We start from the raw sequence: 24,687 nt of genomic DNA on the forward strand, positions 1-24,687 counted from the left end.
TGATTTCTTCTTTGCGGCCGCTCTCCGCTCGATCCGGGCGGAGCTTCCTGTAATTCGTACTTAACGAGCCTGACACAAACCTCAGTGGGCGGAAACAACAAGCCGCGTTGTAAACGTTTTGATGTTCTAAAATTTACTTCTCCTAATAGAGCAAGAAGAAATACTTAGAGCTTACATTCAAAGTTAGGTAACGATTGCTTGATTTTTAAAGTTCTCCGAGGCTTATGACTAGTTTTGCTGAAACACTGACCAAATTTGCTCTTTATGACAAAGAAGAGTAAATAACTATTTATCATTTCAAGAATATTTCCACTAGGAAAACAATATGAAAATCAATCTCAACAATATGATTACTGAAAGTCGCAATTCAGCTAGTGCCAACATTGATACTTTACCAACCCTTGAAATGCTAAAACTGATTAACGATGAAGATAAAAAAGTCGCACTGGCTGTAGAGCAAACTTTGCCGAAAATCGCTGAAACGGTAGACAAAATTGTCGAAGCGTTTCGTCAGGGAGGTCGTTTAATTTATATCGGTGCCGGGACATCAGGCCGATTAGGGATTTTAGATGCCAGTGAGTGTCCACCCACTTATGGCGCCAAACCGGAACAAGTGGTTGGATTAATTGCCGGCGGGCATCAGGCCATCCTAAGCGCCGTTGAGAATGCAGAAGATAACCAACAACTGGGCGCAAATGATCTTCAAGCGCTAAACTTTAATGCAAAAGATGTACTGGTTGGCATTGCCGCCAGCGGCCGCACACCTTATGTCTTGGGTGCAATGGCGTATGCGAAATCCATCGGGGCAACCGTTGCCTGCATTAGCTGCAACCCGGCAAGTCCGATGACACAAGCAGCCGATATCGCTATTACACCAATAGTTGGGCCAGAAATCGTCACAGGCTCATCACGTATGAAAGCCGGTACCGCACAAAAGCTAATTCTGAATATGCTGACCACCGGCGCCATGATCCGTACAGGTAAAGTTTATGGCAACCTGATGGTGGATGTAGAAGCGACGAATGCCAAACTGGTTGAAAGGCAGAAAAATATCGTTATGGCCGCCACCGAATGTAACCGTGAACAAGCGGAGCAGGCACTGGCTGAATGTGATGGACATTGTAAAACCGCCATTGTGATGATTCTGGCTGGCGTCAATGCTCAACAAGCAAGGGCTTTACTGGAAAAACATCACGGTTTTATTCGACCGACGATCTCAGCCGTTCGGTAACAACTTCCCTGCTAAGGAGGAGTAAGATGGCTAAAATTAATCAGACAGTCATTGCCCAGATCCTTAAAGCTATCGGCAATGCAAATAATGTGGCGCAATGTGGTAACTGTATGACCCGTCTGCGACTAACACTGCATGACAGTACGCAAGTGGATAAAACCGCGTTAAAACAGATCCCCAATGTGTTAGGTATTGTCGAAAGCGACAATCAGTTTCAGATTGTACTTGGGCCGGGAAAAGCTCAAGCAGCGGCTGAAATAATGAATGAATTACTAAATTCTTCTCCCCCTACAGAACAACCGAAACTGAGCGGCACTGATTTAACCAATATTGCTTCTGCTAATAAAAAGCAACTTAAAGAGAAACAGGTAAGTGCGGTACACAAATTCCTGACCAAATTCGCTACCATTTTTACGCCACTGATCCCCGGTTTCATTGCCGTTGGCTTGCTGCTCGGCTTTGCCACTTTATTTGAACAGATAGCCATTCAGGGCGTTGAACACCCTAATACCATTTTGGTTGAAATCATCGGCTATATGAAAGTTTTCAGTAAAGGCATATTCAGTTTTCTGAGTATTCTGATCGGTTATAACGCGCAAAAGGCATTTGGTGGTTCGGGAATAAACGGCGCCATCATTGCTTCGCTGTTTGTGCTCAGTTATAACCCAGATGCCACCAGCGGTTTTTATTCCGGTATTTCTACTTTCTTTGGTTATAGCATCGATCCACGCGGCAATATTATCGGCGTTCTTATCGCCGCTATTCTGGGAGCATGGGTAGAACGGCAAGTGCGTAAGATCATTCCAGATAATCTGGATATGATCCTCACTTCGGCTATTACTCTGCTAATCATGGGAGCCATTGCCTTTATCTTTATCATGCCATTGGGGAGTTATCTATTTAGCGGCATGTCATGGTTATTCCTTCACCTTAACGGTAATCCTTTTGGCACGGCGATATTGGCCGGGCTATTTTTACTCGCTGTTATGTTTGGTATTCACCAAGGGTTTGTTCCCGTCTATTTCGCACTCATGGACGCACAAGGCTTTAATTCTCTGTTCCCAATCCTGGCAATGGCAGGCGGCGGACAGGTTGGCGCAGCGCTGGCGCTGTATGTCAAAGCGAAAAAAGGCTCTCTGCTACGTACGCAGATAAAAGGCGCCATTATTCCTGGCTTGCTCGGCATCGGTGAACCCTTGATTTACGGAGTCACACTTCCACGGATTAAACCTTTTATCACCGCCTGTTTGGGCGGTGCCGCCGGTGGTTTCTTTATCGGTTTAGTGGCTTATTTGGGATTACCTGTTGGGTTGAATACGGTTTTTGGTCCATCGGGATTGGTAGCACTGCCACTGATGACCTCAAACAGCGGTATTTTTGTCGGAATGGCAGTGTACGCCGCCGGGCTAGTAGTTGCTTATATCAGCGGCTTTGTCATGACTTTGCTATTTGGCAGTAAGAATGTCGATTTGACCTGATGATAGTGAATGATTCCTTTCATTCACTATCAACTCACTTTTTCATTGGCGCTATAAAAATAACGCGGTTTGTCACCCAGAATCGTTGCTCGGTGCATAATCCTGCGCTGAGGCAGATAATCCGCATTAGCATAGTGTTGAGTCACCCGATTATCCCAGATAGCAATGTCATTCTCTTGCCAGCGCCAACGCACCTGAAACTCAGGTTTAGTAACATGAGCAAATAGAAAGTTCAAAATCGCTTCACTCTCCTTATCACTAAGGCCAACAATCCGGGTGGTGAAGCCTTCATTAACAAACAGTGCTGAACGGCCAGAAACGGGATGTGTTCTGACAACCGGATGTAGCAAAGGCGGGTTTTTCTCTTTACCCGCTAGCCAGCGCTGATGTTGATCTTTAGAACTTCGGTGTCGATGTTCAGGAAAAGATTTAGTGAAATCATGCTCCGCCTCCAGCCCTATCAGCAATGTTTTGAAAGGCTCTGACAATGCTTCGAACGCAGCGATACCACTGCACCACAGGGTATCTCCACCAAACGGCGGGACTTTTTTAGCCGCCAGAATCGCGCCCATCGGTGGTGTTTCAATGAAAGTCACATCCGTATGCCAGTTATCATTATCAGGCGGATTGTTGTCATGAGTATCCAAAACAATAATCTCTTCACTTTCTGGTGTATGAGGGTAAACCGGATGAATATGTAAATCACCAAATTGGCCTGCTAAATCACGTTGCTGTATTGGTGTAATAGGTTGATTACGAAAGAATAATACCTGATGCTTTAACAGTGCGTGATACAGTTGTTCAAACTGAATATCTGTCATCGGCTTAGTGAGATCGGTCTGTTCCACCAGCGCGCCAATATAAGGTCCCAACGGGATGATGTTTAGACGTTCATTCATGACTGTTTACCCCATGCCACGGCATTAAGTGACGTTGAATAGCCCGTAATCCCAACTCTAAGCCACATGCAATCAGCGCAATGACAATGATTCCCGCCACCACCATATCAGTTGCCAGAAACTCACCCGCCGATTGCACCATAAAACCTAACCCTTGTGTGGCGGCAATCAGTTCTGCGGCCACTAAAGTCGACCAGCCAACACCAAGCCCGATACGCAGACCTGTCAATAGCTCCGGCAAAGCATTAGGCAGAATAACGTGTTTCAGCAGTTGCCAGCGACTGGCGCCCAACGCCTGTGCCGCTCTTATTCGCACTTGCTCAACATTTTGTACCCCTACCACGGTAGATAACGTCACCGGCGCGAAAATTGCCAGCCAGATCAGTAAAATTTTTGAGGTTTCCCCGATCCCAAACCAAATGACAATCAAGGGTAAATAAGCTAACGGCGGGACAGGTCGGTATAACTCAATCAAAGGATCTATCACTGCCCGGATTTTTTCATTCAGCCCCATTGCTATTCCTACCGGAATAGCAATGGCTACCGCGGCTAATAAAGCCAGCAACATTCGGCTCAAACTGGCGGCTAAATGTTGCCATAATGTCGCCCCCATAAACCCTTGTTCACTCGCTGCGGTTATTAATTGATGTACCACCTGACCCGGCGCCGGTAATAATACGGATTCAATCAAGCCCAATGTTGTCACTAGCCACCAGATAAATAACAAAGTAACAATGGTAATTAATCGCCATAGCATCCCAATAGGAATTGGTTTAAAACGTCTTTTACTATTTTTCAGCAATGCCACCACACCGGCTTCCTGTTCCTGATGAAGATTCATACCAAAACCCTCCGGTATCTGAACACACGTTCCAGTACATATTCACGACAGATAATAAAATTGGGATCAGATTTAATGCTACGGCTACATTCTCCATCTGCAAACCGTTGACCAAAATCGAGGGTAATCCGTTCAACAATTCTTCCCGGCGAAGATTCCATTAAATAGAGATCAGTTGCCATAAATATGGCTTCCTCAATATCGTGAGTAATCAACAGACACTGTTTTTTGCTGTCACGCCAGATAGTCAGCAACAGTTCCTGCATCTGTTCTCTGGTATAAGCATCAAGCGCTGCAAACGGTTCATCTAGCAGTAACAATTGAGGTTCAACCGCCAATGCACGCGCAATACCCACCCGCTGTCGCTGGCCGCCAGACAGTTGCCAAATATATTTATCCTCGCAATCCCTCAAACCAACTTGATGAATGATCTGCCGAGCGGTCTCCAATCTCTGTTTTTTAGGCACACCGGTAAATTTCAGCCCCAAAGCCACGTTATCCAGCACATTTAACCACGGCATCAATCCTTCATGTTGAAACACCACTCCACGCTCCACTCCGGGGCCAATTACTGGTTTACCATTCAGCCAAATATCACCGGAGAAAGGCGTGAGAAAACCCGCAATCAAATTCAACAAGGTTGTTTTGCCACAGCCGGATGGCCCAAGGATCACCACAAATTGCCCGGCGGTAATATCAAAACTGATATCACGAAGAACTTCTTCGTCCTGATATCTGGCTGTTAAGCCACTAATTTGTAGCATCGTTCCCCCCTGTTATGGTTGATGAAACGATCTCCTTGATAAATTTATCTGTCACATAATCTTGATAATTATCAGCAACCTGTGAAACTTTACCCTGTTGTTGCAGAAATTTAGCCGTATCACGAATTACTTTCGCCATTTCTGACCTTAATAAATGCAACTGCTGATCAGCGTCCAAATAACGATTGGTGAGTATCCATTGACTGATTTTGTCTTCCAATAAACCACTCAGTCTCGATACCGCAGCAATATTTTTGTTATTTGCCAGCCATTTTTCAGGAGAAGCCAGATAGCGCTGATTTTCATCCAGTACACTTTTCACGAATATCGTAACCAATTCAGGATGTTGTTCAGCAAAATCATTACGGACAACCCATACGTCCAGCGTTGGCGCTCCCCATTGAGCAATTTGTGCTGCATCGGTCAGTACACGGCCCGTTGCAGCTAATTCATTCACGGCAGATAACCAGACAAAAGCTCCATCAATATCACCGCGCTTCCATGCAGCAATAATCGCTGGTGGTTGTAGATTAATAATCTTGATCAGCTTTGGATCTATCTGCCAGTGATGTAATGCCGCCAACAGGCTGTAGTGGGCGGTAGAAATGAAAGGAACGGCAATTCGTTTGCCGATAAGCTGAGAAGGTTCAGTGATTTTTTGATTAACAATCAGTGCTTCCGATTGCCCTAACTGGGAAGCAATCAGAAAAATTTTTACCGGCAATTTTTGGCTGGCAGCAACCGCTAACGGACTAGAACCCATATTGCCGATCTGCACATCACCAGAAGCTAACGCTCGCAGCACCGCAGAACCGCTGTCAAATTTCCGCCATTGAACATCAGCACCCGATCGCCGGGCAAAATCGCCGTTATACTGAGCAACTTTTGCCGGCTCTGGTGAAGTTTGATAAGCAATCGTGACTTGCTGACTGTTCGCCTGAACAGCGGGAACCAACAGCAAGAACGCCAGAAAAAAAAGATAAACCACAAGAGCGGATCTACCCACTTAAACACCTCCAATGTCATAATTAAAGACGAGGTACATCAGAGTAAGTGTTGTAGATATTTGCTAAAGTAAAAAAGAATAAAATAATATTTTCTATAACTAAAAACGCAATTAACTGCCTGAATTACCCAATCCAGATTAATGGCACACAAGTTGCCGTTAATACGCCCATCATGATATTGAAAATAAACCAAGCATTGCGACTACAGAGTAACGTCCCTATCAACGAACCAAAACCCGCCCACACCATGCCGCACAAGAAATTAATAAACATCACTGCAATACTGATCACGATGATGGAATAGAGATAGTGATCACCGGCAATACTGTAGCTGCCAACCGCACCCAACCCCATCAACCAAGCTTTGGGATTTAAAAACTGCAACAACCAACCTTGATACCACCGCACCGGCTTGATAACAGCGCTATCTTTGGTATCCAGACGCCGGTAACTGGCTGTTGCTGTTTTCCATGCTAACCACAGTAAATAGAGGCTGCCTGCAATTTTCATCACCGTGTGAATAGCAGGATAGACCAACAGCAACGCCGCTATTCCGAAAGCAGCCAGATATAAAACCGTCTGCATGCCCAGAACAACGCCAAAGAGCAACCCCAAAGAACGGGTAAAACCGAAGTTAGCGCCTGATGAAGTCAACAACATGTTGTTTGGACCTGGGGTAATGGCAGAAATGAACAAAAAAGTCGTTAATGAAAAAATCAGGCTTGCTGTCATGAAGCGTTTCCTTTCATCCTGAATAATGGCGTTTCCCTTTCACAGAAAATATCAGTATGTTATTCACCATACAAGATAACTAATCAATTTAACTCGAAACCATTATGACTGATATCTTTCGTCCTCTAACCGGAGCCAGTAATCCGCATTTGCAGACATTACTCCCGCGTCTGGTGCGGCGGTATCCTGAACTGCAACCATATTGGCAACGACTTAATTTACCGGATAACGATTTTGTTGATCTGGCGTGGAGTGAAGATCCCGCCACCGCAGCACATAAACCGCGACTGATCCTGTTTCATGGTCTGGAAGGCAGTTTCCACAGCCCTTATGCCCACGGTTTGCTTTATATCTGCCGGGAAAAAGGCTGGCTTGGGGTTGTCATGCATTTCCGCGGATGCAGTGGTGAGCCGAACCGCCAAAAGCGTCTCTATCATTCTGGCGAAACAAGCGATGCCCGTTATTTTCTGAGCTGGTTAAAACAGACCTACGGTGATGCGCCCACCTCAGCCGTGGGTTATTCAGTCGGCGGTAATATGCTAGCCTGCTATCTGGCAGAAGAAAAAACAAACGCCCAGATCAATGCTGCCGTCATTGTTTCCGCCCCTTTGATGCTGGAAGCCTGTTCTTCTCGGATAGAAAAAGGATTTTCCCAGGTTTATGAACGCTATTTACTTAATAGCCTGAAACGTAATGCCACCCGTAAATTGTTACGCTACCCCGGTTCACTCCCCATCAATCTGTCTCAGGTAAAAAGATTGAAACATATTCGAGAATTTGATGAAATTGTAACCGCAAAAATTCACGGTTTTAAAAATGCAGCGGACTACTACCGCCAGTGCAGTGCTCTGCCGCGTCTGCCTGATATTACTGTGCCACTGCTGATTATTCATGCTAAAGACGATCCTTTTATGGCACCGGAAGTTATCCCTGATCTCAAAATGTTACCCAAAAATATTGAATACCAAATGACAGAATATGGTGGACATGTCGGCTTTGTCAGTGGTTCGTTGAAAAAACCACAAATGTGGCTGGAACAACGCATCCCAAGTTGGCTGTCATCTTATCTGGAGCAACCACAATGATTATTCCGTGGCAACAACTGGAACCAGAAACTCTGCTAAATTTGATAGAGAGTTTTGTCCTGCGGGAAGGCACTGATTATGGAGAAGATGAAAAATCGCTGGAGCAGAAAGTCGCCGACATTCGCCGTCAGTTGGAACGGGGAGATGTTATGCTAGTGTGGTCTGAACTGCATGAAAGCATCAATATTGTGCCAAAAGAAATGTTCCATTCTTAACATTATGGAGTTTACTGAATGTCTGTCAAACACCCGATTATTGCAATTACCGGCTCCAGCGGCGCCGGAACCACCACCACCAGTTTAGCTTTCCGTAAGATTTTCCAGCAACTTAACATCAGCGCAGCACAGATTGAGGGAGATAGTTTCCACCGTTACACTCGTCCTGAAATGGATGCCGCAATCCGTAAAGCCAAAGAGCAAGGCAGGCATATCAGTTATTTTGGGCCGGAAGCCAATGATTTTGGCATGCTGGAAAAAACCATGATTGATTATGGTGAAACCGGTGAAGGCCGCCGTCGGAAGTACCTTCATACCTATGACGATGCCGTCCCTTACAATCAGCTCCCCGGTACATTTACGCCGTGGGAATCTTTACCCAAGCAGACCGATGTGCTGTTTTATGAAGGTCTGCACGGTGGCGTTGTCACACCACAACATAACGTTGCCAGTCATGTTGATCTGCTAGTGGGAGTTGTGCCGATTGTCAACCTTGAATGGATACAGAAACTTATCCGCGATACCGGAGAACGAGGGCACTCGCAGGAAGCTGTGATGGATTCCGTCGTGCGTTCTATGGATGATTATATCAACTACATTACGCCACAATTCTCGCGAACACATATCAACTTTCAACGTGTCCCTACCGTTGATACATCCAATCCATTTTCGGCTAAAGCCATTCCATCATTGGATGAAAGTTTCATTGTCATCCGCTTCCGTGATCTGACTCAAATTGATTTCCCATACTTGTTAGCAATGTTACAAGGCTCATTCGTTTCAAGCCTTAATACCATCGTGGTCCCCGGCGGAAAAATGGGATTAGCAATGGAATTAATTATGACGCCATTGGTACAGCGATTGCTGGAAGGGGAAAAAATCTGTTAATCAGTGCCTGAGGTAAATTTAGAAAATTCGGCAATTAAAATTTACATCTTATATTATTCAGTTAAGAAAACAGGTAACTGAAAATATTAGTTACCTGTTGTTATTTTTTAATCAAAAATAATTTCTCAATCTATATCTTTAATTTCAAAACTGTGGGTAATTTCAACTGATTTCCCCAACATCAATGAAACAGAGCAATATTTTTCCGCGGAGAGCATGACAGCACGTTCAACCGCTTTATCTGTTAAGTCCTTACCTGTAACAATAAAATGCAGATTAATATGAGTAAACAAGCGTGGCGCCTCTTCACGACGGCGGGAAGTTAACTTTACTTCACAATCTCTTATGTCGTACCTACCTTTCTGCAAAATAGAAACTACATCAATCGTGCTGCAACCACCGGCTGCCATTAATACCATTTCCATCGGACTCGGCGCTTTATCGCCGGCATTACCATCCATCATGATCTGATGACCGGAAGATGACTCCCCCAAAAGAGACAATCCTTCAACCCATTTTACCCGCGCTTGCATAAATACCTCTTAAGTCGTTCTTTGCATCCAAGCCTACTCTTTCAGTATTAAACTGGCAATCAAATGAGCAGTTTATTATGCTGAAACAATACAAGACAAGACAGAAGCCTTTTCCTGTGTTAAAAACAGAAGCGGGCCAGGTATATATAGGTTAAGATCAATACGTAAGGTTCAAATTTCAGATAACCTATATAAAACCCTTATCTGTCAGTTTTTCAACAAACTAATATGTTAAGCTAGTGTCTTTATAAGCCAGCCTGACGAGAAACTTTTAGATTCTCGTGTTATTTAGGCAGCGATAACAACAGAGGATGAAGCGAATGGTTCTCGGCAAGCCACAAACAGACCCGACTCTTGAATGGTTTTTGTCACACTGCCATATTCATAAATATCCATCTAAAAGTACGCTTATTCATCAAGGAGAGAAAGCAGAGACGCTTTACTACATCGTAAAAGGCTCTGTTGCGGTTTTGATTAAAGATGAAGAAGGCAAAGAGATGATCCTCTCCTATTTAAATCAGGGAGATTTCATTGGTGAACTTGGATTATTTGAAGAGGGGCAAGAGCGTACAGCCTGGGTACGGGCCAAAAGCGCCTGTGAAGTGGCTGAAATCTCCTATAAAAAATTCCGTCAACTGATTCAGGTAAACCCAGATATTTTGATGCGTTTATCTGCCCAAATGGCAAATCGTTTGCAAACAACTTCTGAGAAAGTCGGTAATCTGGCTTTCCTGGATGTTACCGGCCGGATTGCCCAAACTTTATTGAATCTGGCGAAACAACCAGATGCAATGACCCACCCAGACGGAATGCAAATCAAAATCACGCGTCAGGAAATTGGTCAGATTGTTGGCTGTTCCCGCGAAACAGTTGGTCGTATTCTGAAAATGTTAGAAGATCAAAACTTGATCTCCGCACACGGTAAAACTATTGTTGTTTACGGTACACGTTAACGCTTGATTAATCAGCGCATAATCTTGCGCTGATTTCTCTTGTGCTTATTATTACACCAACTGGCTAATTGCCTGCTCCAACCGTTCCATGCCCTGAGCAATCTCTCCTTCACTGATAATCAACGAAGGCGTGAAACGCAGTACATCACCACCCGCACTCAACAACATTAAGCCATTTTCAGCCGCCAGTTGCAGAATATCTTTAGCTTTTCCCTGATACGGCGCTTTGAGTTCCGCGCCAATCAGCAAGCCCTTTCCTCGGATTTCATTAAATATCGGATGTTTCTGATTGATATCATTCAAAAGATTCACCAGCAAATTATGGCGTTTCTCAACTCCCTCCAGAACTGTTGGTGTATTAATAATATCAAAAGCGGCATTTGCAACTGCACAAGCCAACGGATTACCACCGTAAGTTGTACCATGAGTTCCCGGCGCCATCGCTGAAGCAATATTCTCTGTTGTCAGCATAGCGCTGATAGGGAAGCCATTTCCCAATGCTTTTGCTGTGGTAATGATGTCCGGCGTAACGTCATAATACATATAAGAAAATAGCTTGCCGGTACGTCCCATCCCACTTTGCACTTCATCAAATACCAACAGCACTTGATGCTTATCGCAAAGCTCACGCAACCCACGAATAAATGCCGGTGCTGCCGGTGTGACTCCCCCTTCTCCCTGAACAGGCTCCAATACAACTGCACAAGTATGGTCATCTATGACGGCCTTTACTGCATTTAAGTCATTAAAAGGCACATGAATAATATCCGCGGGTTTTGGCCCAAAACCATCAGCATATTTTGGCTGGCCGCCCACGGAAACAGTAAATAAGGTACGACCATGAAAACCCTGATGAAATGCGATAATTTTGGTTTTATAGGGATTGTGACGAGTAATTGCATAGTGGCGAGCCAGTTTAAATGCCGCTTCATTCGCTTCCGCCCCTGAGTTGGCAAAAAATACCCGCTCAGCAAAAGTCGCATCAATCAGTTTCTGCGCCAGAATCAAAGCCGGTTCATTGGTAAAAATATTACTGATATGCCAAAGTTTCTCCCCTTGCTGCCTCAAAACATCCAATAACACAGGATGACAATGGCCCAAAGCGACAACAGCAATCCCTCCCGCAAAATCAATATACTCTTTCCCTTGCTGATCCCATACACGACTACCTTGCCCTCTCACCGGAATAAACTGCGCTGGTGAATAAATTGGCAACATAACTTGATCGTATGTGTTTCTATCTACTGCGGTATGCCCCTTCATTTTCCCACCCGTTTTTTATATACACCATTCAAAAGTGAAATTATAATCACCAAATATGCATAAAAAATCAAAGATGGGCAAATGAAAAAGATGGATAAATGACGAAATTATAGGTATCTGGTTAATATCTCAGAAAATTGCTCAGTAACTGGTGGCCTTGTTCACTGAGAATACTTTCAGGATGGAACTGCACACCTTCCAATGGTAGCGTGCGATGACGAATGCCCATAATTTCATCGACATTGCCATTATGCTGGCTCCATGCGGTGACTTCAAATGAGGCTGGTAATGTCTCTGCGGCAATCACCAATGAATGGTAACGAGTCGCGGTTAATGGCCGGTTAAGCCCTTTGAACACACCTTGCTGATTATGGTGAATAGCGGAAGTTTTTCCATGCATCACTTCCCTGGCTTTTACCACGCTGGCGCCAAACGCCTGCCCAATTGCCTGATGTCCAAGACAAACACCAAGAATCGGCAATTTATCCGAAAAATGAGAAATCGCAGCCAGAGAAATGCCTGCTTCATTTGGGGTACAAGGGCCTGGGGAAATCACCAGATGAGTAGGCATCAATCTCTCAATATCTTCAAGTTGCAGTTCATCATTACGCTTAACTAAAACATCTGTACCCAATTCACAAAAATATTGATATAAGTTATATGTAAAAGAATCATAGTTATCTATTATTAGTAACATAGGAGTCTATCCTACTCATTTTTATCGCTGTATTTGTTGCCCTGCCACTCCTGCAATTTGTTTATCCTGCACAACTGGCTCCAGGTAAAACGGCCTCGCGACAACGGGGCGGCTATCATAGCACATCAATATTTGTAGCATAGTACAACAAGATCGATGGCTGTTTTTTCCTCAACCCACTTACTCTCATACCCAACAAAACATAGGCTCTATTTTGATATTCAATAAGTAAAGGTAATTGTTATGAAGACAAAACTGATTATAGCATCTCTTTTTTTGCTGTCCTTCTCCACACTAGCTGTGACTAAAACTGCTAACATTTTCTTCCCGAAAAAAGGCGTGGTTTGTGATAAAAAAGGAAAATATTGCTCTGATCAACAAGGGCTATCGCTAAAATTAACCGAAAGGTATTTAGGGAAAAAAGCGGTAGAACACCTGAAAAAAGAGTTTGGTGATGGGAAAGATATTGACTTTTCATCTTACACTTTAAGTAATGGGGTACACTGTGAGAGTAAAGAGAAAAAATGTTACAAAGACAGATATTATCCACGAACCGAAGTAAATAAAGAATTTACCCAAAAGATGTATGAATAACGGCGAAACTGGCCTTCATTTAATGCAGGCCAGTTTGTTAATCTGATGAGAGTTAACCGGAAGACCAGAAACTGCCACAGCCAAAGTGAGAGGAAAAAATTAAGGAATAATCTCCGCCGACAGAATAACAACAGGTTTAACCGGTACATTCTGATATGGACCAACGTTTTCCGTTTTGACTTGAGAAATTTTATCCACAACATCCATGCCTTTTACGACCTTACCAAATACTGCATAACCAAAGTCACGCTGGCCATGATCAAGGAAAGCATTATCTGCCACATTAATAAAAAATTGGCTGGTCGCACTGTCTTTATCGGCGGTACGTGCCATAGAGATAGTTCCGCGTAAATTACGCAGCCCATTATCTGCCTCATTTTTAATAGCGGCTTTAGTCGCTTTCTGCTGCAAATCTTTAGTAAAACCGCCACCCTGCACCATAAATCCAGGGATTACCCGATGGAAGATTGTATTGTTGTAATAACCCTCATTGACGTATTCAATAAAGTTTTTCGTTGTAATTGGCGCTTTCTGATCATTTAATTCTAGTTCAATATTACCCTCCGTTGTTGTCAGCTTCACATGGGTTTCTCCCACCGCCAAAGCCAGAGGCGCCATTGCGCTCAGAGAAGATGCAGTTACAAGTGCTACTAAAATACGTTTAAACATTCTGGGTTCCTATATTTTTAAGGTCAACAACACAAACTGAATCAATTCTAATAATCTCTTCAACATCGTGCTCAATATTTACCTACATTTACGCTATCCATCGACGGGGGCTTTGAAGAAAAATTCATCCTTGCAATAATAGGTTAGATTTTATTTCACAAACCGGATCATCATCGATAACAAAATAGCAAGCTCAGTTCAACCCATCAGAAATATGTCATTATTTTTAATCCTGTCAACCAACAGTGGCTATCGGTATAATCTCCTTTGCCATATATTCAGTGCATTTCTCAGGGAGATAATCATTTTGACCATCAAAAACCACAACTATCATATGACCCGTTTTATCACGAGCGCACCTGATATTCGCCATCTGCCTCAAGATATGGGCATTGAAGTCGCGTTTGCCGGTCGCTCAAATGCAGGTAAATCTAGCGCTCTGAATGCTCTGACGAAACAGAAAAGCCTCGCCCGTACCAGTAAAACCCCTGGCCGAACGCAACTCATCAATTTATTCGAAGTAGAAGAAGGTATTCGCCTGGTTGACTTACCGGGTTATGGTTATGCCGAAGTACCAGAAGAGATGAAACGCAAATGGCAAAAAGCATTGGGTGAATATCTGCAAAAACGTGAATGCCTGATCGGACTGGTTGTACTGATGGATATCCGTCACCCATTGAAAGATCTTGATCAGCAGATGATCCAATGGGCAGTCACAATGCAAGTACCGGTTATGGTGTTGTTGACTAAAGCCGACAAACTGGCATCCGGCGCCCGTAAAAGTCAACTGAATAAGGTCCGTGACGCCCTGCTCGCGCTTAATGGGGATATTCAAGTGGAATATTTCTCGGCCCCGAAAAAAATCGGTATTGATAAACTACAACAGAAACTGGATATGTGGTTCAGCCAGAAAGCCGTTCAAGTTGAAAACCATAGTTAATCCATCCTTTCTTTATACTTTTACGTATTAAATTCAGTCGAAAAAAATGCCCCAGTCAAAATTGACTGGGGCAGCTAATATTCAGCTAAATCCGATTACGTGAAGTAAAAGGTCTGAAAGATAGAACATCTTACCTCTGTACCCTACGCCAATAACTCTACCCTATTTTATTTATTAGAAAAAGCCTTTTTGTAATTTATTTTCATAAATTATCTCGATTCAGCTAGGAATTTTGCTCATTTTGACACCATGAAATGTAGTTTAATTACATATTTATGCGATCTGGATCTAAATATGATGGCATAACACCACAAATCAGTATGAGTGAATACAAAAAATTTATTTAACTAATAATATTACTTAGTAAGAGTAAAATAACTGTTACACTCCCTCTCAATGGGCATGGTTTTTCGTATAAGCGCCTTATGAATAAGAATAAATCCGATACGACCTTAACCAGGAGAATAATAATGAACCAATATGATAATGCTTCATTAGGTATAAATCACAATAGTAACTCTATATTAGAATGGGAAGAAAATGTCTATTGCAGCAATAATATAGCCCTCGCCTCCACCATAGGAGCGACCGCTATGTTATTGCAGAATGGCAGCGTAATTACCTGGGGACTTCCACATCTTGGCGGTCAAGTCCCACCCGACATTGCTGTATTACGGGATATCGTTAGCTTAAGCTCAACACAATACGCATTCGCAGCTTTACGAGCAGACCGCAGCGTAGTCGTTTGGGGAGATTCAGTTAACGGCGGACAACTTCCTCCCGACATTGCTCAACTAAAAGATATCGTTAGCCTGAGTTCAACGGCTAGCGCCTTCTCAGCTCTGCGAGCAAATGGCAGCATAGTTGCCTGGGGACATGATCGTTATGGCGGTCAAGTGCCACCCGATATTGCCCAACTACAAGACATCATCAGTGTAACTTCAGCAGGTAATTCTTTCCTAGCTCTACGGGCAAACCGCAGCATAGTTGCCTGGGGGATTTTAACTGGAGTGCTCCCACCTGAGATAACCCAGCTACAGGATATCGTCAGCATACTTGGCAAAAGCGACTGGTACTCTACCTTCGCGGCCTTACGGGCAAACCGCAGTGTGGTTGCCTGGGGATACTCACTGTTTGGCGGTCAAGTTCCACCAGCAATTGCTCAATTACAAGATATCGTTAGCCTGAGTCAAACAGGTACTGCATTCGCAGCCCTACGGGCAAACCGCAGCGTGGTTGCCTGGGGAAATGCAAGCAGGAGCGGCACAGTTCCGCCTGCCATTGCCCAACTGCAAGATATTATTAATTTAATCGGTTCGGGCGGCACATTTATAGCTCTGCGGTCAAACCGTAGTATTGTCGCCTGGGGAGACACGCCAATCCCATCAGAAATTGCTGCATTAAGCGATATCGTTGACCTCATCACAACAAGTTCAGCTTTCACAGCCCTACGAACAAATCGTAGCGTGGTTACTTGGGGAATAATAGAGAGTGTTGAACGGATCGAATATGATGCAGCCAAGGTACAAAATGTTATCAGCCTAAGTGCATCAAGTGATGCCTTTGCCGCCCTACGAGCAGACCGCAGCATAGTCGCCTGGGGAGATATATACAATGGTGGAAAAATTCCACCCGAAATTGCGAACTTAAAAGACGTTATCAGCCTGACATCAACACCTCGTAGTTTTTCAGCCTTGCGAGCAAACGGTAAGAGAGTCGGCTGGGGAGGCGGAGATTTTATAGCGCATGGTGAATATGACTAATGCATCATTGCACATGGCTTATAATCACTTAACATGTTAAATCAAAGGAAAAAATGCTTAACATACTGCGTTGGCATCAGGAAGAACCAATGTCCCACGCAGTTGCTAATGTTTTTAACCTTATCATGTAAGTTCCTCAGTTCTTCGATGTTGTCAATTGACTCACTCATGCTGTTGAATCTTTACCCTGACCACATAACATCCAATCTACACAATCAGCTGATGACTTTTTCCTAATTACACTTTTCCGCATCAATACATTAATATTTTTTAATTAAAGTAGTCATCTAACTTACCCACAAGGGATAGGTTTTACGGCACAGACTCCCTGCGGGCAAAGGTAAATCCGATATAACCTTATCAGGAGAGTAATATGAACCAACATGATAACTCATCACCGAACACGAGTAATGATAATAGCTCTTCTTGGGAAGGATATTCATTTGAAGCTGATTGGAAAAAATATTCATCGAGCAACAATAACAGCTCTATTGTATCTACTGACACCCTAGCAACTGCCATACTATTGAAAAATGGCAGTGTCATCGCCTGGGGGCATATAATGTCTGGCAACTATGTTCCGCCTGAAATTGCTCAACTACAAGACATCATCAGCCTGAGTTCAACAAACGGGGCATTTGCAGCGCTACGCGAGGACCGTAGCGTGGTTGCTTGGGGAGGCGGTGACACCAGAGCACATGGTGACTATGATTAGCAGAGCTATTAAACATTGCTGTTTATGGTGAACAGTTCAAAAAAGGCTGAGCCAAATACATAGCTCAGCCATCGCGGGTTAACTCAGAATATCAATGCGCCTGATCCCAATTGTCACCGATACCCACATCCACTTTCAACGGAACATCAAGCACCATACTCTTTTCCATCAATTCACGAATTTTCTGTTCTGCATATTCAAGTTGTGACTCATGGACTTCGAATACCAGCTCATCGTGAACCTGCATAATCATACGAACTTTCGGTTCTTCACTGACAATCCAGTTATCCACCGCAATCATCGCTTTTTTGATGATATCCGCCGCAGTTCCCTGCATTGGCGCGTTAATAGCTTCACGCTCTGCTGCCTTACGGCGCATGGCATTGCGAGATTTGATATCTGACAGATAAAGACGACGACCATCCAGCGTTTCAACGTAACCCTGCCCTTCCGCTTGTTTACGAGTACGCTCCATATACGCCAATACCCCCGGATAGCGCTCAAAATAGAGATCCATATAGCGTTGAGCTTCACCGCGAGGAATACCTAACTGACGGGAAAGACCAAATGCACTCATTCCATAGATCAAACCAAAGTTAATCGCTTTGGCACTACGGCGCTGCTCACTGGTTACTTGTTCCAGCGGCAAACCAAAGACTTCCGCCGCCGTTGCACGGTGAATGTCTTGCCCCTCAGCAAAAGCCTTCAACAACCCTTGATCTTGAGACAAATGAGCCATTATCCGCAATTCAATCTGAGAATAGTCAGCGGCCATAATCCGATAACCTTCAGGAGCCACAAATGCCTGACGAATGCGGCGGCCCTCTTCATTACGGACAGGAATATTTTGCAAATTAGGATCACGTGAAGAGAGACGCCCGGTTGCCGTTACCGCTTGGTGATAGGAAGTATGCACCCGTTTGGTCAGCGGATGGACCATTTGTGGTAGTTTATCGGTGTAAGTGGATTTCAATTTTGCCAACCCACGATGCTCTAAGATCACTTTCGGCAATGCATGGGTATCTGCCAACTCTTCCAATACCTCTTCATTAGTGGATGGCGCACCATTTGGCGTTTTCTTTACCACCGGCAATTGCAATTTTTCAAACAATATCGTCTGTAACTGTTTTGGCGAAGCCAGATTGAAAACCTCACCTGCTAATTCGTGTGCTTCTTTTTCCAACTCATCCAGACGAGCAGTAATCTCTTTTGAATGCTCAGCCAAAATATTTGCATCAATGAGTACACCTGTACGTTCCATGCGGGAAAGCACCATAACCAGTGGCATTTCTGTATTCAGGAATACTTTTTCTAGCGTCGGCGCTTTCTCCAATTGCGGCCACATAGCCTGGTGCAGCAATAAAGTAACATCTGCATCTTCTGCGGCGTACATTGCGGCCTGTTCCACCGGGACTTGATTAAAAGTCAGCTGATTTTTACCTTTACCAGCAATCTCTTCAAAAGTCGTGGTCTTATGATTCAAATGACGTTCAGCCAAGCTATCCATATCATGCCGACCCATGCCTGCAACGCTATTAAGTACGTAAGATTCCAGCATAGTATCGTAAGCAATGCCTTGCAGTTCAATGCCGTAACGAGCCAACACGCCACGATCAAACTTAATATTCTGACCAATTTTCAGCAGGTTACTATCTTCAAGCAGCGGTTTTAATGCCGCCAACACAACTTCTCTGTCAAGTTGTTCAGGCGCGCCCAGATAGTCATGGCCTAGAGGTAGATAAGCCGCATCGCCGGCAGAAATCGCAAATGACACCCCCACCAGATTAGCAGTCAAAGTATCAAGGCTGTCAGTTTCAGTATCAAAAGCAAAAATCGGTGCTTTTTTCAGCTTCTCAATCCACTTATCAAAGCTTTTCTGATCAAGAATAGTCTGATAATTATCAGAAGAGAGTGTGGCCGTAGCAGATTTATCTTCCGTCGGAGATGATTCATCATTGCCAGTGGATACCGGTTTTTTGCCTTTCTCTGCCAGCCAATCACCGTTTGCCACATCACTTAACCAGCGTTTAAACTCATAACGAGAAAACAACTGATGCAGCTTCTCCGTATCAAGCTCTTTGACTGACAAAGCAACGCAGGTTTTATCCAACTCAACATCGGTTTTGATAGTTGCCAGTTGATAGGAGAGATAAGCGACATCTTTATGCTGCACCATCTTATCCGCCAGCGTTTTCGCCCCACGGAAACTGAGCCCGGCAATTTTATCCAGATTGGCAAAGATATCATCCATGCCACCAATCCCTTGCAGTAATCCCAGCGCGGTTTTTTCTCCTACGCCAGGTACGCCAGGAATGTTGTCAGAAGAGTCTCCCATTAATGCCAGAAAATCGATAATCAACTCTGGCGGCACACCATACTTTTCAACGACCTCTTCCGGCCCCAAAATGGTGTTATTCATGGTATTGATAAGAGTGATATTTGGCGTTACCAGTTGCGCCATATCTTTATCGCCAGTGCTGATAAGTACCGCACGTCCCTCTTTTTCTGCTTGTAACGCCAAAGTCCCGATAACATCATCAGCTTCTACTCCTGGCACCACCAGCAATGGTAATCCCATAGCTTCGACCATCTGATGTAGCGGTTCTATCTGAGTACGCAGATCATCCGGCATAGGAGGACGATGAGACTTATACTCAGCGAACAATTCATCACGAAAAGTTTTGCCTTTAGCATCAAATACCACCGCTACATGGCTTGGTTTGTACTGCATTACCAAGCTGCGTAGCATATTCAATACACCATACATGGCTCCGGTCGGCTCCCCTGCGCTATTTGTCAGCGGAGGGAAAGCATGATAAGCACGATAAAGGTATGAGGAGCCATCAACCAAAATCAGGGGATTGTCTGCTATCTGAGCCATAAATCTTCTTCATTATCTGTATTTGTTACGGGTGTGATAAGGAAATAGGATGCCACAGCAAGAAGTAGGAAACGAACTTTATGTGAATTTTCTTTTGAAACCCGATTCTGATATTCACATCCTGCTATAAAATCTGTGGATAACTTTGTGTATAGATATTACAAGTTTTATTCAGGTATTGATCGTTGATAAAAAAAACTTATCAACCTTAGGTAAAAAATCAATGACTTATAATCTTAGTCATTAAACTGTCATATTGCCTTATAGATCACGGAGTTGTGGATATAACCAGAGTTTGTTTTACATAAAATCTTTTTAGCATGCATTGTGCCAAAGATTCTCAAGTTGGTGGGTAGGCCGTTTGTGATGTAACTTACTTTTGCCTTACCAGAAGTTGTTCGATTTCAATGTCAATTCTTGCTTTTTTATATCCTTTATATAAGCACGTGAGTAGTGTTAAATATGAGTGAAAACGAGATTTACAGACGCATAAAGCTTGCTTTTGACAAAGCGCCAAGAAACCAGTTTACGGTTGAGTTACATTTGCAAATGCTCAAACATGCCGACGAATTAAAACACATTATAGCGAGGGAGTTTTGTGAAGGTGTAAGTCTTCACCCGAGCTTCGGCACGGAGTTTAGTAAAATACGTAATTTGACCCCTCATCTTAAAGCTGCTGGTCTTGACACGAATCTTCTTTAACAAAATATTTTTGGAAGGGGGTATTAATGAGTGACGACACTTTTGAATATGGCAGCCGGTGGCTCAAGACGGATTTTCACCTCCATACCCGTGCGGATAAAGAGTTCAAATACACGGGTGCAGATAACGACTACGTGAATCAATACGTACATTCGCTAAAAGATGCCGGTATTGGCCTTGGTGTGATTACCAACCATAACAAATTCGATATGCATGAATTTAAGAGTCTGCGCAAAAAGGCCCAAAAATCCGGCATTGGTTTGCTGCCCGGTATTGAACTCTCGGTAAAAGATGGGAAAGCGGGTGTACATACCCTGGTAGTGTTTTCCGATGAGTGGATAAGCAACAAGGAGCAAAAAAACTATATCCAGGACTTTCTCACTGTCACCTTTACCGGGAAAGCTAATTTTGAGCAGGAAAATGCGCATTCGAATCACGATATTCTCGAAACCATTAAAATCTTGGATGGTTATCACAAAGACTACTTTTTAGTTTTTGCTCATGTGGAAGCACCCAACGGTTTATGGGGTAGTTTAACGCCGGGTCGGATAAAAGAACTTTTCGACAATGCTTCTGTTCGATGCAGAGCTTTGGCATTCCAAAAGGTTCGCACCCAAGATGAGCGCTCTAAGATCCAGCAAGCACTGGGTGACTTATATCCTGCTGAAGTGGAAGGTTGCGACGCCAAGAACCTTGCCGATATGTCGGCCAGAAAGGAAGCCAGTTATCTCAAACTTGGCGCGTTCAGCTTTGAGGCCGTAAAATTTGCCTTGCGGGATAAGACATCTCGCGTACAAGCTAAACTACCTGACTATCGCCATTCGTTTATTCGTAAAATCAGTTTTGAAGGTGTGGGCACCTTAGGTGGCACTGAAATCTGTCTATCGCCGGAACTGAATACTTTGATTGGTATTCGTGGCAGTGGTAAATCTTCCGTATTGGAAGGCATTCGCTATGCCCTGAATATCCCGTTTGGTGATAAGTCCTCTGACGTTGAATACAAAGAAGGTTTAGTAAAGCATTTGCTATGTAGTGGCGGGAAGATCACTATCGACGCGATTGACCGGCGAGGCCAGCCTTACCAGATACGCCGTATATTAGGTGAACGTCCTGATGTATATGTTAACGGGCAATTACAGCCAGGTGTGTCGATTCGAGAAACCGTCCTACATCAACCCATTTACTTTGGTCAAAAAGACCTGTCGAGCACTGGCGCTGGATTTGAAAAAGACCTCATTGAAAAGCTGGTTGGGGAAGCTTTAATTCCTGTTCGTCAAAAGATAGAGCAAGGCCGTCAGCGCGTAGTGGATGCTATTGATCAAATTAAACGTTTAACCCGTGATGCCTTGCAGAAACAAGAGTGGCTGCAAAAAAAGCAGGATGTTGAGTTTAAGTTAAGGTTTTACCAACAACACGGCGTAGAAGCCAAACTGCAAAAGCAGATTGATTTTGATCGGGATGAGCGCAAAGCGCAGCAGATGATCCAAGGGGCGCAGCATTATCTGACCGAGCTAAATAGCTTTATTGCCAGCTTTGAAGATGAACTGAAAAACCAGATTCTGTATAAGTCAGCACAGAATCAGCCTTTTTTTGATGGCTTTTTTGCGGTCTATCAACAGTTGCTCACTGGCTTTGATGAAATTAAGCAAGTGGCTGGAAGTGACCAAGCGACAGTTCAGCAATTGCAGCAAAAGCTGGTGGGCTTTCAACAACAAAAACAAGCGTTGAAAGAAGAATTTGCAGAAATCGAGCGCAAGTTAGCCAGTGAGTTTCAACAAGCGGGTGCACAAGCAATCAGTCCGCAAGAGTTTAAGCAGTTTAAAAGTCAGCTCGATCAGGCTGAGCAAATGCTGGTGGTATTGGCCAAGAGTGAGCAGCAATATGCGGATTTGAATCAAGGAGTTGAACGGGAATTGGATCAACTTAATAACCTTTGGTTTGAAGAATACTGCGCTATTGAGCAAGTGCTGAATAAAATCAATCGAGTGGATTCGCCGTTAAAAATTGCGCCGAAATTTAAAGATAACAAAGCGGCCATGCTCAAGCATATTCAGGATTTATACCGCGGTAGCCATATTCAAGAAGCTACATTGAAAACAGTGGTGGACAAGTTCAGCGATTTTGGCGCGGTATGGCGAGAAAAAGATAAGTTGAAAGCACTGCTTGGTGGTTTGTTCAATACCTTCTGGCAGTATTTTGAAGATAATCTAGACGCTTTGCTGACTTGGCAGGTGCCGAATGTTTTCACCATTGAATACCACGGTAAGACTCTGGCTCATCATTCATTAGGGCAGCGCGCATCTGCATTAATACTGTTTGTTCTAAACCAACAAGAAAATGATGTTGTAATCATCGACCAGCCAGAAGACGACTTGGATAACCAGACGATCTATGACGATGTTATCAAGCTCATTCGTGAGTTAAAGCCAAAAACGCAGTTCGTCTTTGCCACTCATAACGCCAACATTCCAGTGTTAGGCGATGCTGAGCAAGTCATCGCCTGTGAATATCAGGATGATCATATCAATATTGTCAGTGGCAGCATTGACTGCGCGGATGTTCAGCAGCGTATAGTCGGTATTATGGAAGGTGGAGCAAAAGCCTTCGAGAAACGTAAACAGGTATATGAAGCATGGAAACCCAAGAACTCTTAGCAATAATTGCACGTGATGAAGATAGCCGTCATCAATTTAAAGCAGACGTCAACAATGCATCTTCGTTGGGTGCCGAAATGGTAGCGTTTTCCAATGGTACTGGAGGCTTAATTCTCATTGGTGTTAACAATGGCGATGGGTCTCGATCTGGATTGACGAGAGAAGATATCGGTCGAATTAATCAAGTCATAGCGAATGCTGCTACAAATAATGTTCGCCCCCCAATAAATCCTGTTACTGAAAACATTCAACTCCCCGATGGTCTGGTCATTGCTGTACATATAGAGCAAGGCATCAGTAAACCTTATATGGATACTCAGGGCTATGTTTGGGTGAAAAATGGTTCTGATAAGCGAAGGGTGACTGCTCGCGAAGAGTTGCAGCGAATGTTTCAGGAGGCGGCACTGATTCATGCAGATGAGACACCGGTAAGTGGTACGTCAGTAGCCGACATCGATCAGGAGTTCTTTGATTCGTTTTTTGAGGGTGAATACGGAGAGAGGGTTGAGGAGCAAAGTGTATCTCGCTCTCAGCTTTTAGAAAATATGAATTTGGCTAAAAATGGTCAGTTGAATATTTGTGGTACTTTGTTGTTTGCATCGCGACCTCAGATTCGTCTTCCTGTTTTTATCGTAAAGGCTGTTGCTTTCCCCGGCGTGGATATTGAAGATGAGCACTATATTGATAGTCAGGATATCAATGGCAAGCTGTCGGATGTGTTCCAAAAGGTGCTGGGGTTTGTATTGGCAAATATACGACATATTCAAAATAAGCAAAGCTTTAACTCACTTGGCGAGCCTGAAATCCCGAGGATTGTTTTAGAAGAACTGATTTCCAATGCGCTTATTCATCGCGATTACTTTGTGTCAGCCCCCGTTAAAGTGCTGGTTTTTGCAGATCGAATTGAAATTATTAGCCCCGGCCACTTACCCAATAATTTAACCATTGAGAACATCAAGATGGGGAACTCTAATATTCGTAACCCAATCTTGGCTTCATTTGCTTCTAAGGTATTGCCATACAGAGGCTTGGGAAGTGGCATTAAACGTGCAATCAAAGCATACCCAGATATTGAATTGATTGATAATAGGGAGGGGAATACATTCAAAGCTATCATTAGCCGAATGCTACCCGATGAGTGACTCCAAATCATTTCACTGAGTATTTTCCGCTTGTATTTTGT

At 43.8% G+C, this 24,687-nt stretch carries 24 protein-coding genes; 13 read left to right on the forward strand and 11 right to left on the reverse strand.

Going from position 1 to position 24,687, the window contains the following annotated elements; translation table 11 throughout:
* Positions 1-325 precede the first annotated feature (325 nt).
* A complete protein-coding gene (gene murQ / locus EAE90_RS10950) occupies positions 326-1,231 on the forward strand; it encodes an N-acetylmuramic acid 6-phosphate etherase (RefSeq protein WP_214053526.1) in 906 nt (301 codons plus the stop codon).
* 26 nt (positions 1,232-1,257) lie between these two features.
* Complete coding sequence (murP, locus tag EAE90_RS10955) at positions 1,258-2,709, forward strand: PTS N-acetylmuramic acid transporter subunit IIBC (RefSeq protein WP_214053527.1); 1,452 nt, start codon at positions 1,258-1,260, stop codon at positions 2,707-2,709.
* Positions 2,710-2,738: 29 nt separating this feature from the next.
* Here murP and tauD read toward each other — a convergent pair whose 3' ends face one another.
* From tauD to EAE90_RS10980, 5 genes are all read right to left on the reverse strand, one after another.
* Positions 2,739-3,608, reverse strand: coding sequence for a taurine dioxygenase (gene tauD / locus EAE90_RS10960; RefSeq protein WP_036780259.1), 870 nt, complete (start codon positions 3,606-3,608; stop codon positions 2,739-2,741).
* Positions 3,601-4,449, reverse strand: coding sequence for a taurine ABC transporter permease TauC (gene tauC / locus EAE90_RS10965; protein WP_214053528.1), 849 nt, complete (start codon positions 4,447-4,449; stop codon positions 3,601-3,603). Before tauC ends, tauD begins: the two co-directional genes overlap by 8 nt.
* A complete protein-coding gene (gene tauB / locus EAE90_RS10970) occupies positions 4,446-5,213 on the reverse strand; it encodes a taurine ABC transporter ATP-binding subunit (RefSeq protein WP_214053529.1) in 768 nt (255 codons plus the stop codon). The genes tauC and tauB overlap by 4 nt, the downstream gene beginning before the upstream one ends.
* Positions 5,200-6,219, reverse strand: coding sequence for a taurine ABC transporter substrate-binding protein (tauA, locus tag EAE90_RS10975; protein ID WP_422615993.1), 1,020 nt, complete (start codon positions 6,217-6,219; stop codon positions 5,200-5,202). Before tauA ends, tauB begins: the two co-directional genes overlap by 14 nt.
* A 124-nt stretch (positions 6,220-6,343) precedes the next feature.
* On the reverse strand, positions 6,344-6,952 hold the full coding sequence (locus EAE90_RS10980; protein ID WP_214053530.1) for a LysE family translocator: 609 nt from the start codon (positions 6,950-6,952) through the stop codon (positions 6,344-6,346).
* 104 nt (positions 6,953-7,056) lie between these two features.
* Between EAE90_RS10980 and EAE90_RS10985 the strand changes: the two genes are divergently transcribed.
* Genes EAE90_RS10985 through EAE90_RS10995 form a run of 3 tightly spaced genes read left to right on the forward strand, consistent with a single transcriptional unit; the run spans position 7,057 to position 9,140 of the window.
* The gene (locus EAE90_RS10985; protein ID WP_214053531.1) at positions 7,057-8,037 is read left to right on the forward strand and encodes a hydrolase; all 981 of its coding nucleotides are present in this window, start codon (positions 7,057-7,059) and stop codon (positions 8,035-8,037) included.
* Complete coding sequence (locus EAE90_RS10990; protein WP_139656215.1) at positions 8,034-8,252, forward strand: YheU family protein; 219 nt, start codon at positions 8,034-8,036, stop codon at positions 8,250-8,252. Before EAE90_RS10985 ends, EAE90_RS10990 begins: the two co-directional genes overlap by 4 nt.
* Positions 8,253-8,270: 18 nt before the next feature.
* Positions 8,271-9,140, forward strand: a complete 870-nt coding sequence (locus EAE90_RS10995; RefSeq protein ID WP_214053532.1) for a phosphoribulokinase — start codon at positions 8,271-8,273, stop codon at positions 9,138-9,140.
* Positions 9,141-9,265: 125 nt separating this feature from the next.
* Here EAE90_RS10995 and EAE90_RS11000 read toward each other — a convergent pair whose 3' ends face one another.
* The gene (locus EAE90_RS11000; RefSeq protein WP_036780242.1) at positions 9,266-9,673 is read right to left on the reverse strand and encodes an OsmC family protein; all 408 of its coding nucleotides are present in this window, start codon (positions 9,671-9,673) and stop codon (positions 9,266-9,268) included.
* A gap of 320 nt (positions 9,674-9,993) precedes the next feature.
* On the opposite strand from EAE90_RS11000, the gene crp reads away from it, so the two are divergent.
* On the forward strand, positions 9,994-10,626 hold the full coding sequence (crp, locus tag EAE90_RS11005; RefSeq protein ID WP_010848517.1) for a cAMP-activated global transcriptional regulator CRP: 633 nt from the start codon (positions 9,994-9,996) through the stop codon (positions 10,624-10,626).
* Between the two features lie 51 nt (positions 10,627-10,677).
* Here crp and argD read toward each other — a convergent pair whose 3' ends face one another.
* Entirely contained in the window at positions 10,678-11,889 is a 1,212-nt protein-coding gene (argD, locus tag EAE90_RS11010; RefSeq protein ID WP_214053533.1) for a bifunctional acetylornithine/succinyldiaminopimelate transaminase, read from the reverse strand.
* Between the two features lie 121 nt (positions 11,890-12,010).
* Positions 12,011-12,586: an aminodeoxychorismate synthase component II gene (locus EAE90_RS11015; protein ID WP_040149023.1), complete on the reverse strand. Its 576-nt coding sequence runs from the start codon at positions 12,584-12,586 to the stop codon at positions 12,011-12,013.
* A 243-nt stretch (positions 12,587-12,829) separates the two neighbouring features.
* On the opposite strand from EAE90_RS11015, the gene EAE90_RS11020 reads away from it, so the two are divergent.
* A complete protein-coding gene (locus EAE90_RS11020) occupies positions 12,830-13,180 on the forward strand; it encodes a YcgJ family protein (RefSeq protein WP_214053534.1) in 351 nt (116 codons plus the stop codon).
* 99 nt (positions 13,181-13,279) lie between these two features.
* On the opposite strand, the gene ppiA is transcribed toward EAE90_RS11020, so the two are convergent.
* Positions 13,280-13,849: a peptidylprolyl isomerase A gene (gene ppiA / locus EAE90_RS11025; protein ID WP_214053535.1), complete on the reverse strand. Its 570-nt coding sequence runs from the start codon at positions 13,847-13,849 to the stop codon at positions 13,280-13,282.
* A gap of 307 nt (positions 13,850-14,156) precedes the next feature.
* Between ppiA and yihA the strand changes: the two genes are divergently transcribed.
* Complete coding sequence (yihA, locus tag EAE90_RS11030; protein ID WP_214053536.1) at positions 14,157-14,789, forward strand: ribosome biogenesis GTP-binding protein YihA/YsxC; 633 nt, start codon at positions 14,157-14,159, stop codon at positions 14,787-14,789.
* 81 nt (positions 14,790-14,870) lie between these two features.
* Here the strand turns inward: yihA and spfP are convergent, their stop codons facing one another.
* Positions 14,871-14,918 (reverse strand): small protein SpfP, encoded by a 48-nt coding sequence (spfP, locus tag EAE90_RS24910; protein ID WP_438361642.1) that lies wholly within the window; start codon positions 14,916-14,918, stop codon positions 14,871-14,873.
* A 341-nt stretch (positions 14,919-15,259) separates the two neighbouring features.
* Here spfP and EAE90_RS11035 point away from each other — a divergent pair, with 341 nt between their 5' ends.
* Together EAE90_RS11035 and EAE90_RS11040 are read left to right on the forward strand one after the other, a co-directional pair.
* The gene (locus EAE90_RS11035) at positions 15,260-16,552 is read left to right on the forward strand and encodes an RCC1 domain-containing protein (protein ID WP_214053537.1); all 1,293 of its coding nucleotides are present in this window, start codon (positions 15,260-15,262) and stop codon (positions 16,550-16,552) included.
* A gap of 373 nt (positions 16,553-16,925) precedes the next feature.
* Positions 16,926-17,267, forward strand: a complete 342-nt coding sequence (locus EAE90_RS11040; RefSeq protein ID WP_214053538.1) for a hypothetical protein — start codon at positions 16,926-16,928, stop codon at positions 17,265-17,267.
* Between the two features lie 91 nt (positions 17,268-17,358).
* On the opposite strand, the gene polA is transcribed toward EAE90_RS11040, so the two are convergent.
* On the reverse strand, positions 17,359-20,148 hold the full coding sequence (gene polA, locus EAE90_RS11045) for a DNA polymerase I (protein WP_214053539.1): 2,790 nt from the start codon (positions 20,146-20,148) through the stop codon (positions 17,359-17,361).
* 462 nt (positions 20,149-20,610) lie between these two features.
* On the opposite strand from polA, the gene EAE90_RS23800 reads away from it, so the two are divergent.
* Genes EAE90_RS23800 through EAE90_RS11055 form a run of 3 tightly spaced genes read left to right on the forward strand, consistent with a single transcriptional unit; the run spans position 20,611 to position 24,646 of the window.
* The gene (locus EAE90_RS23800) at positions 20,611-20,850 is read left to right on the forward strand and encodes an HTH-like domain-containing protein (protein ID WP_246550615.1); all 240 of its coding nucleotides are present in this window, start codon (positions 20,611-20,613) and stop codon (positions 20,848-20,850) included.
* Positions 20,851-20,876: 26 nt separating this feature from the next.
* Entirely contained in the window at positions 20,877-23,504 is a 2,628-nt protein-coding gene (locus tag EAE90_RS11050) for a TrlF family AAA-like ATPase (RefSeq protein WP_214053540.1), read from the forward strand.
* Positions 23,483-24,646, forward strand: a complete 1,164-nt coding sequence (locus EAE90_RS11055; RefSeq protein WP_036780220.1) for an RNA-binding domain-containing protein — start codon at positions 23,483-23,485, stop codon at positions 24,644-24,646. The genes EAE90_RS11050 and EAE90_RS11055 overlap by 22 nt, the downstream gene beginning before the upstream one ends.
* Positions 24,647-24,687 lie beyond the last annotated feature (41 nt).

The sequence above is a fragment of the Photorhabdus caribbeanensis genome, from assembly GCF_018448885.1.
In the GTDB taxonomy this organism is placed as follows: domain Bacteria; phylum Pseudomonadota; class Gammaproteobacteria; order Enterobacterales; family Enterobacteriaceae; genus Photorhabdus; species Photorhabdus caribbeanensis.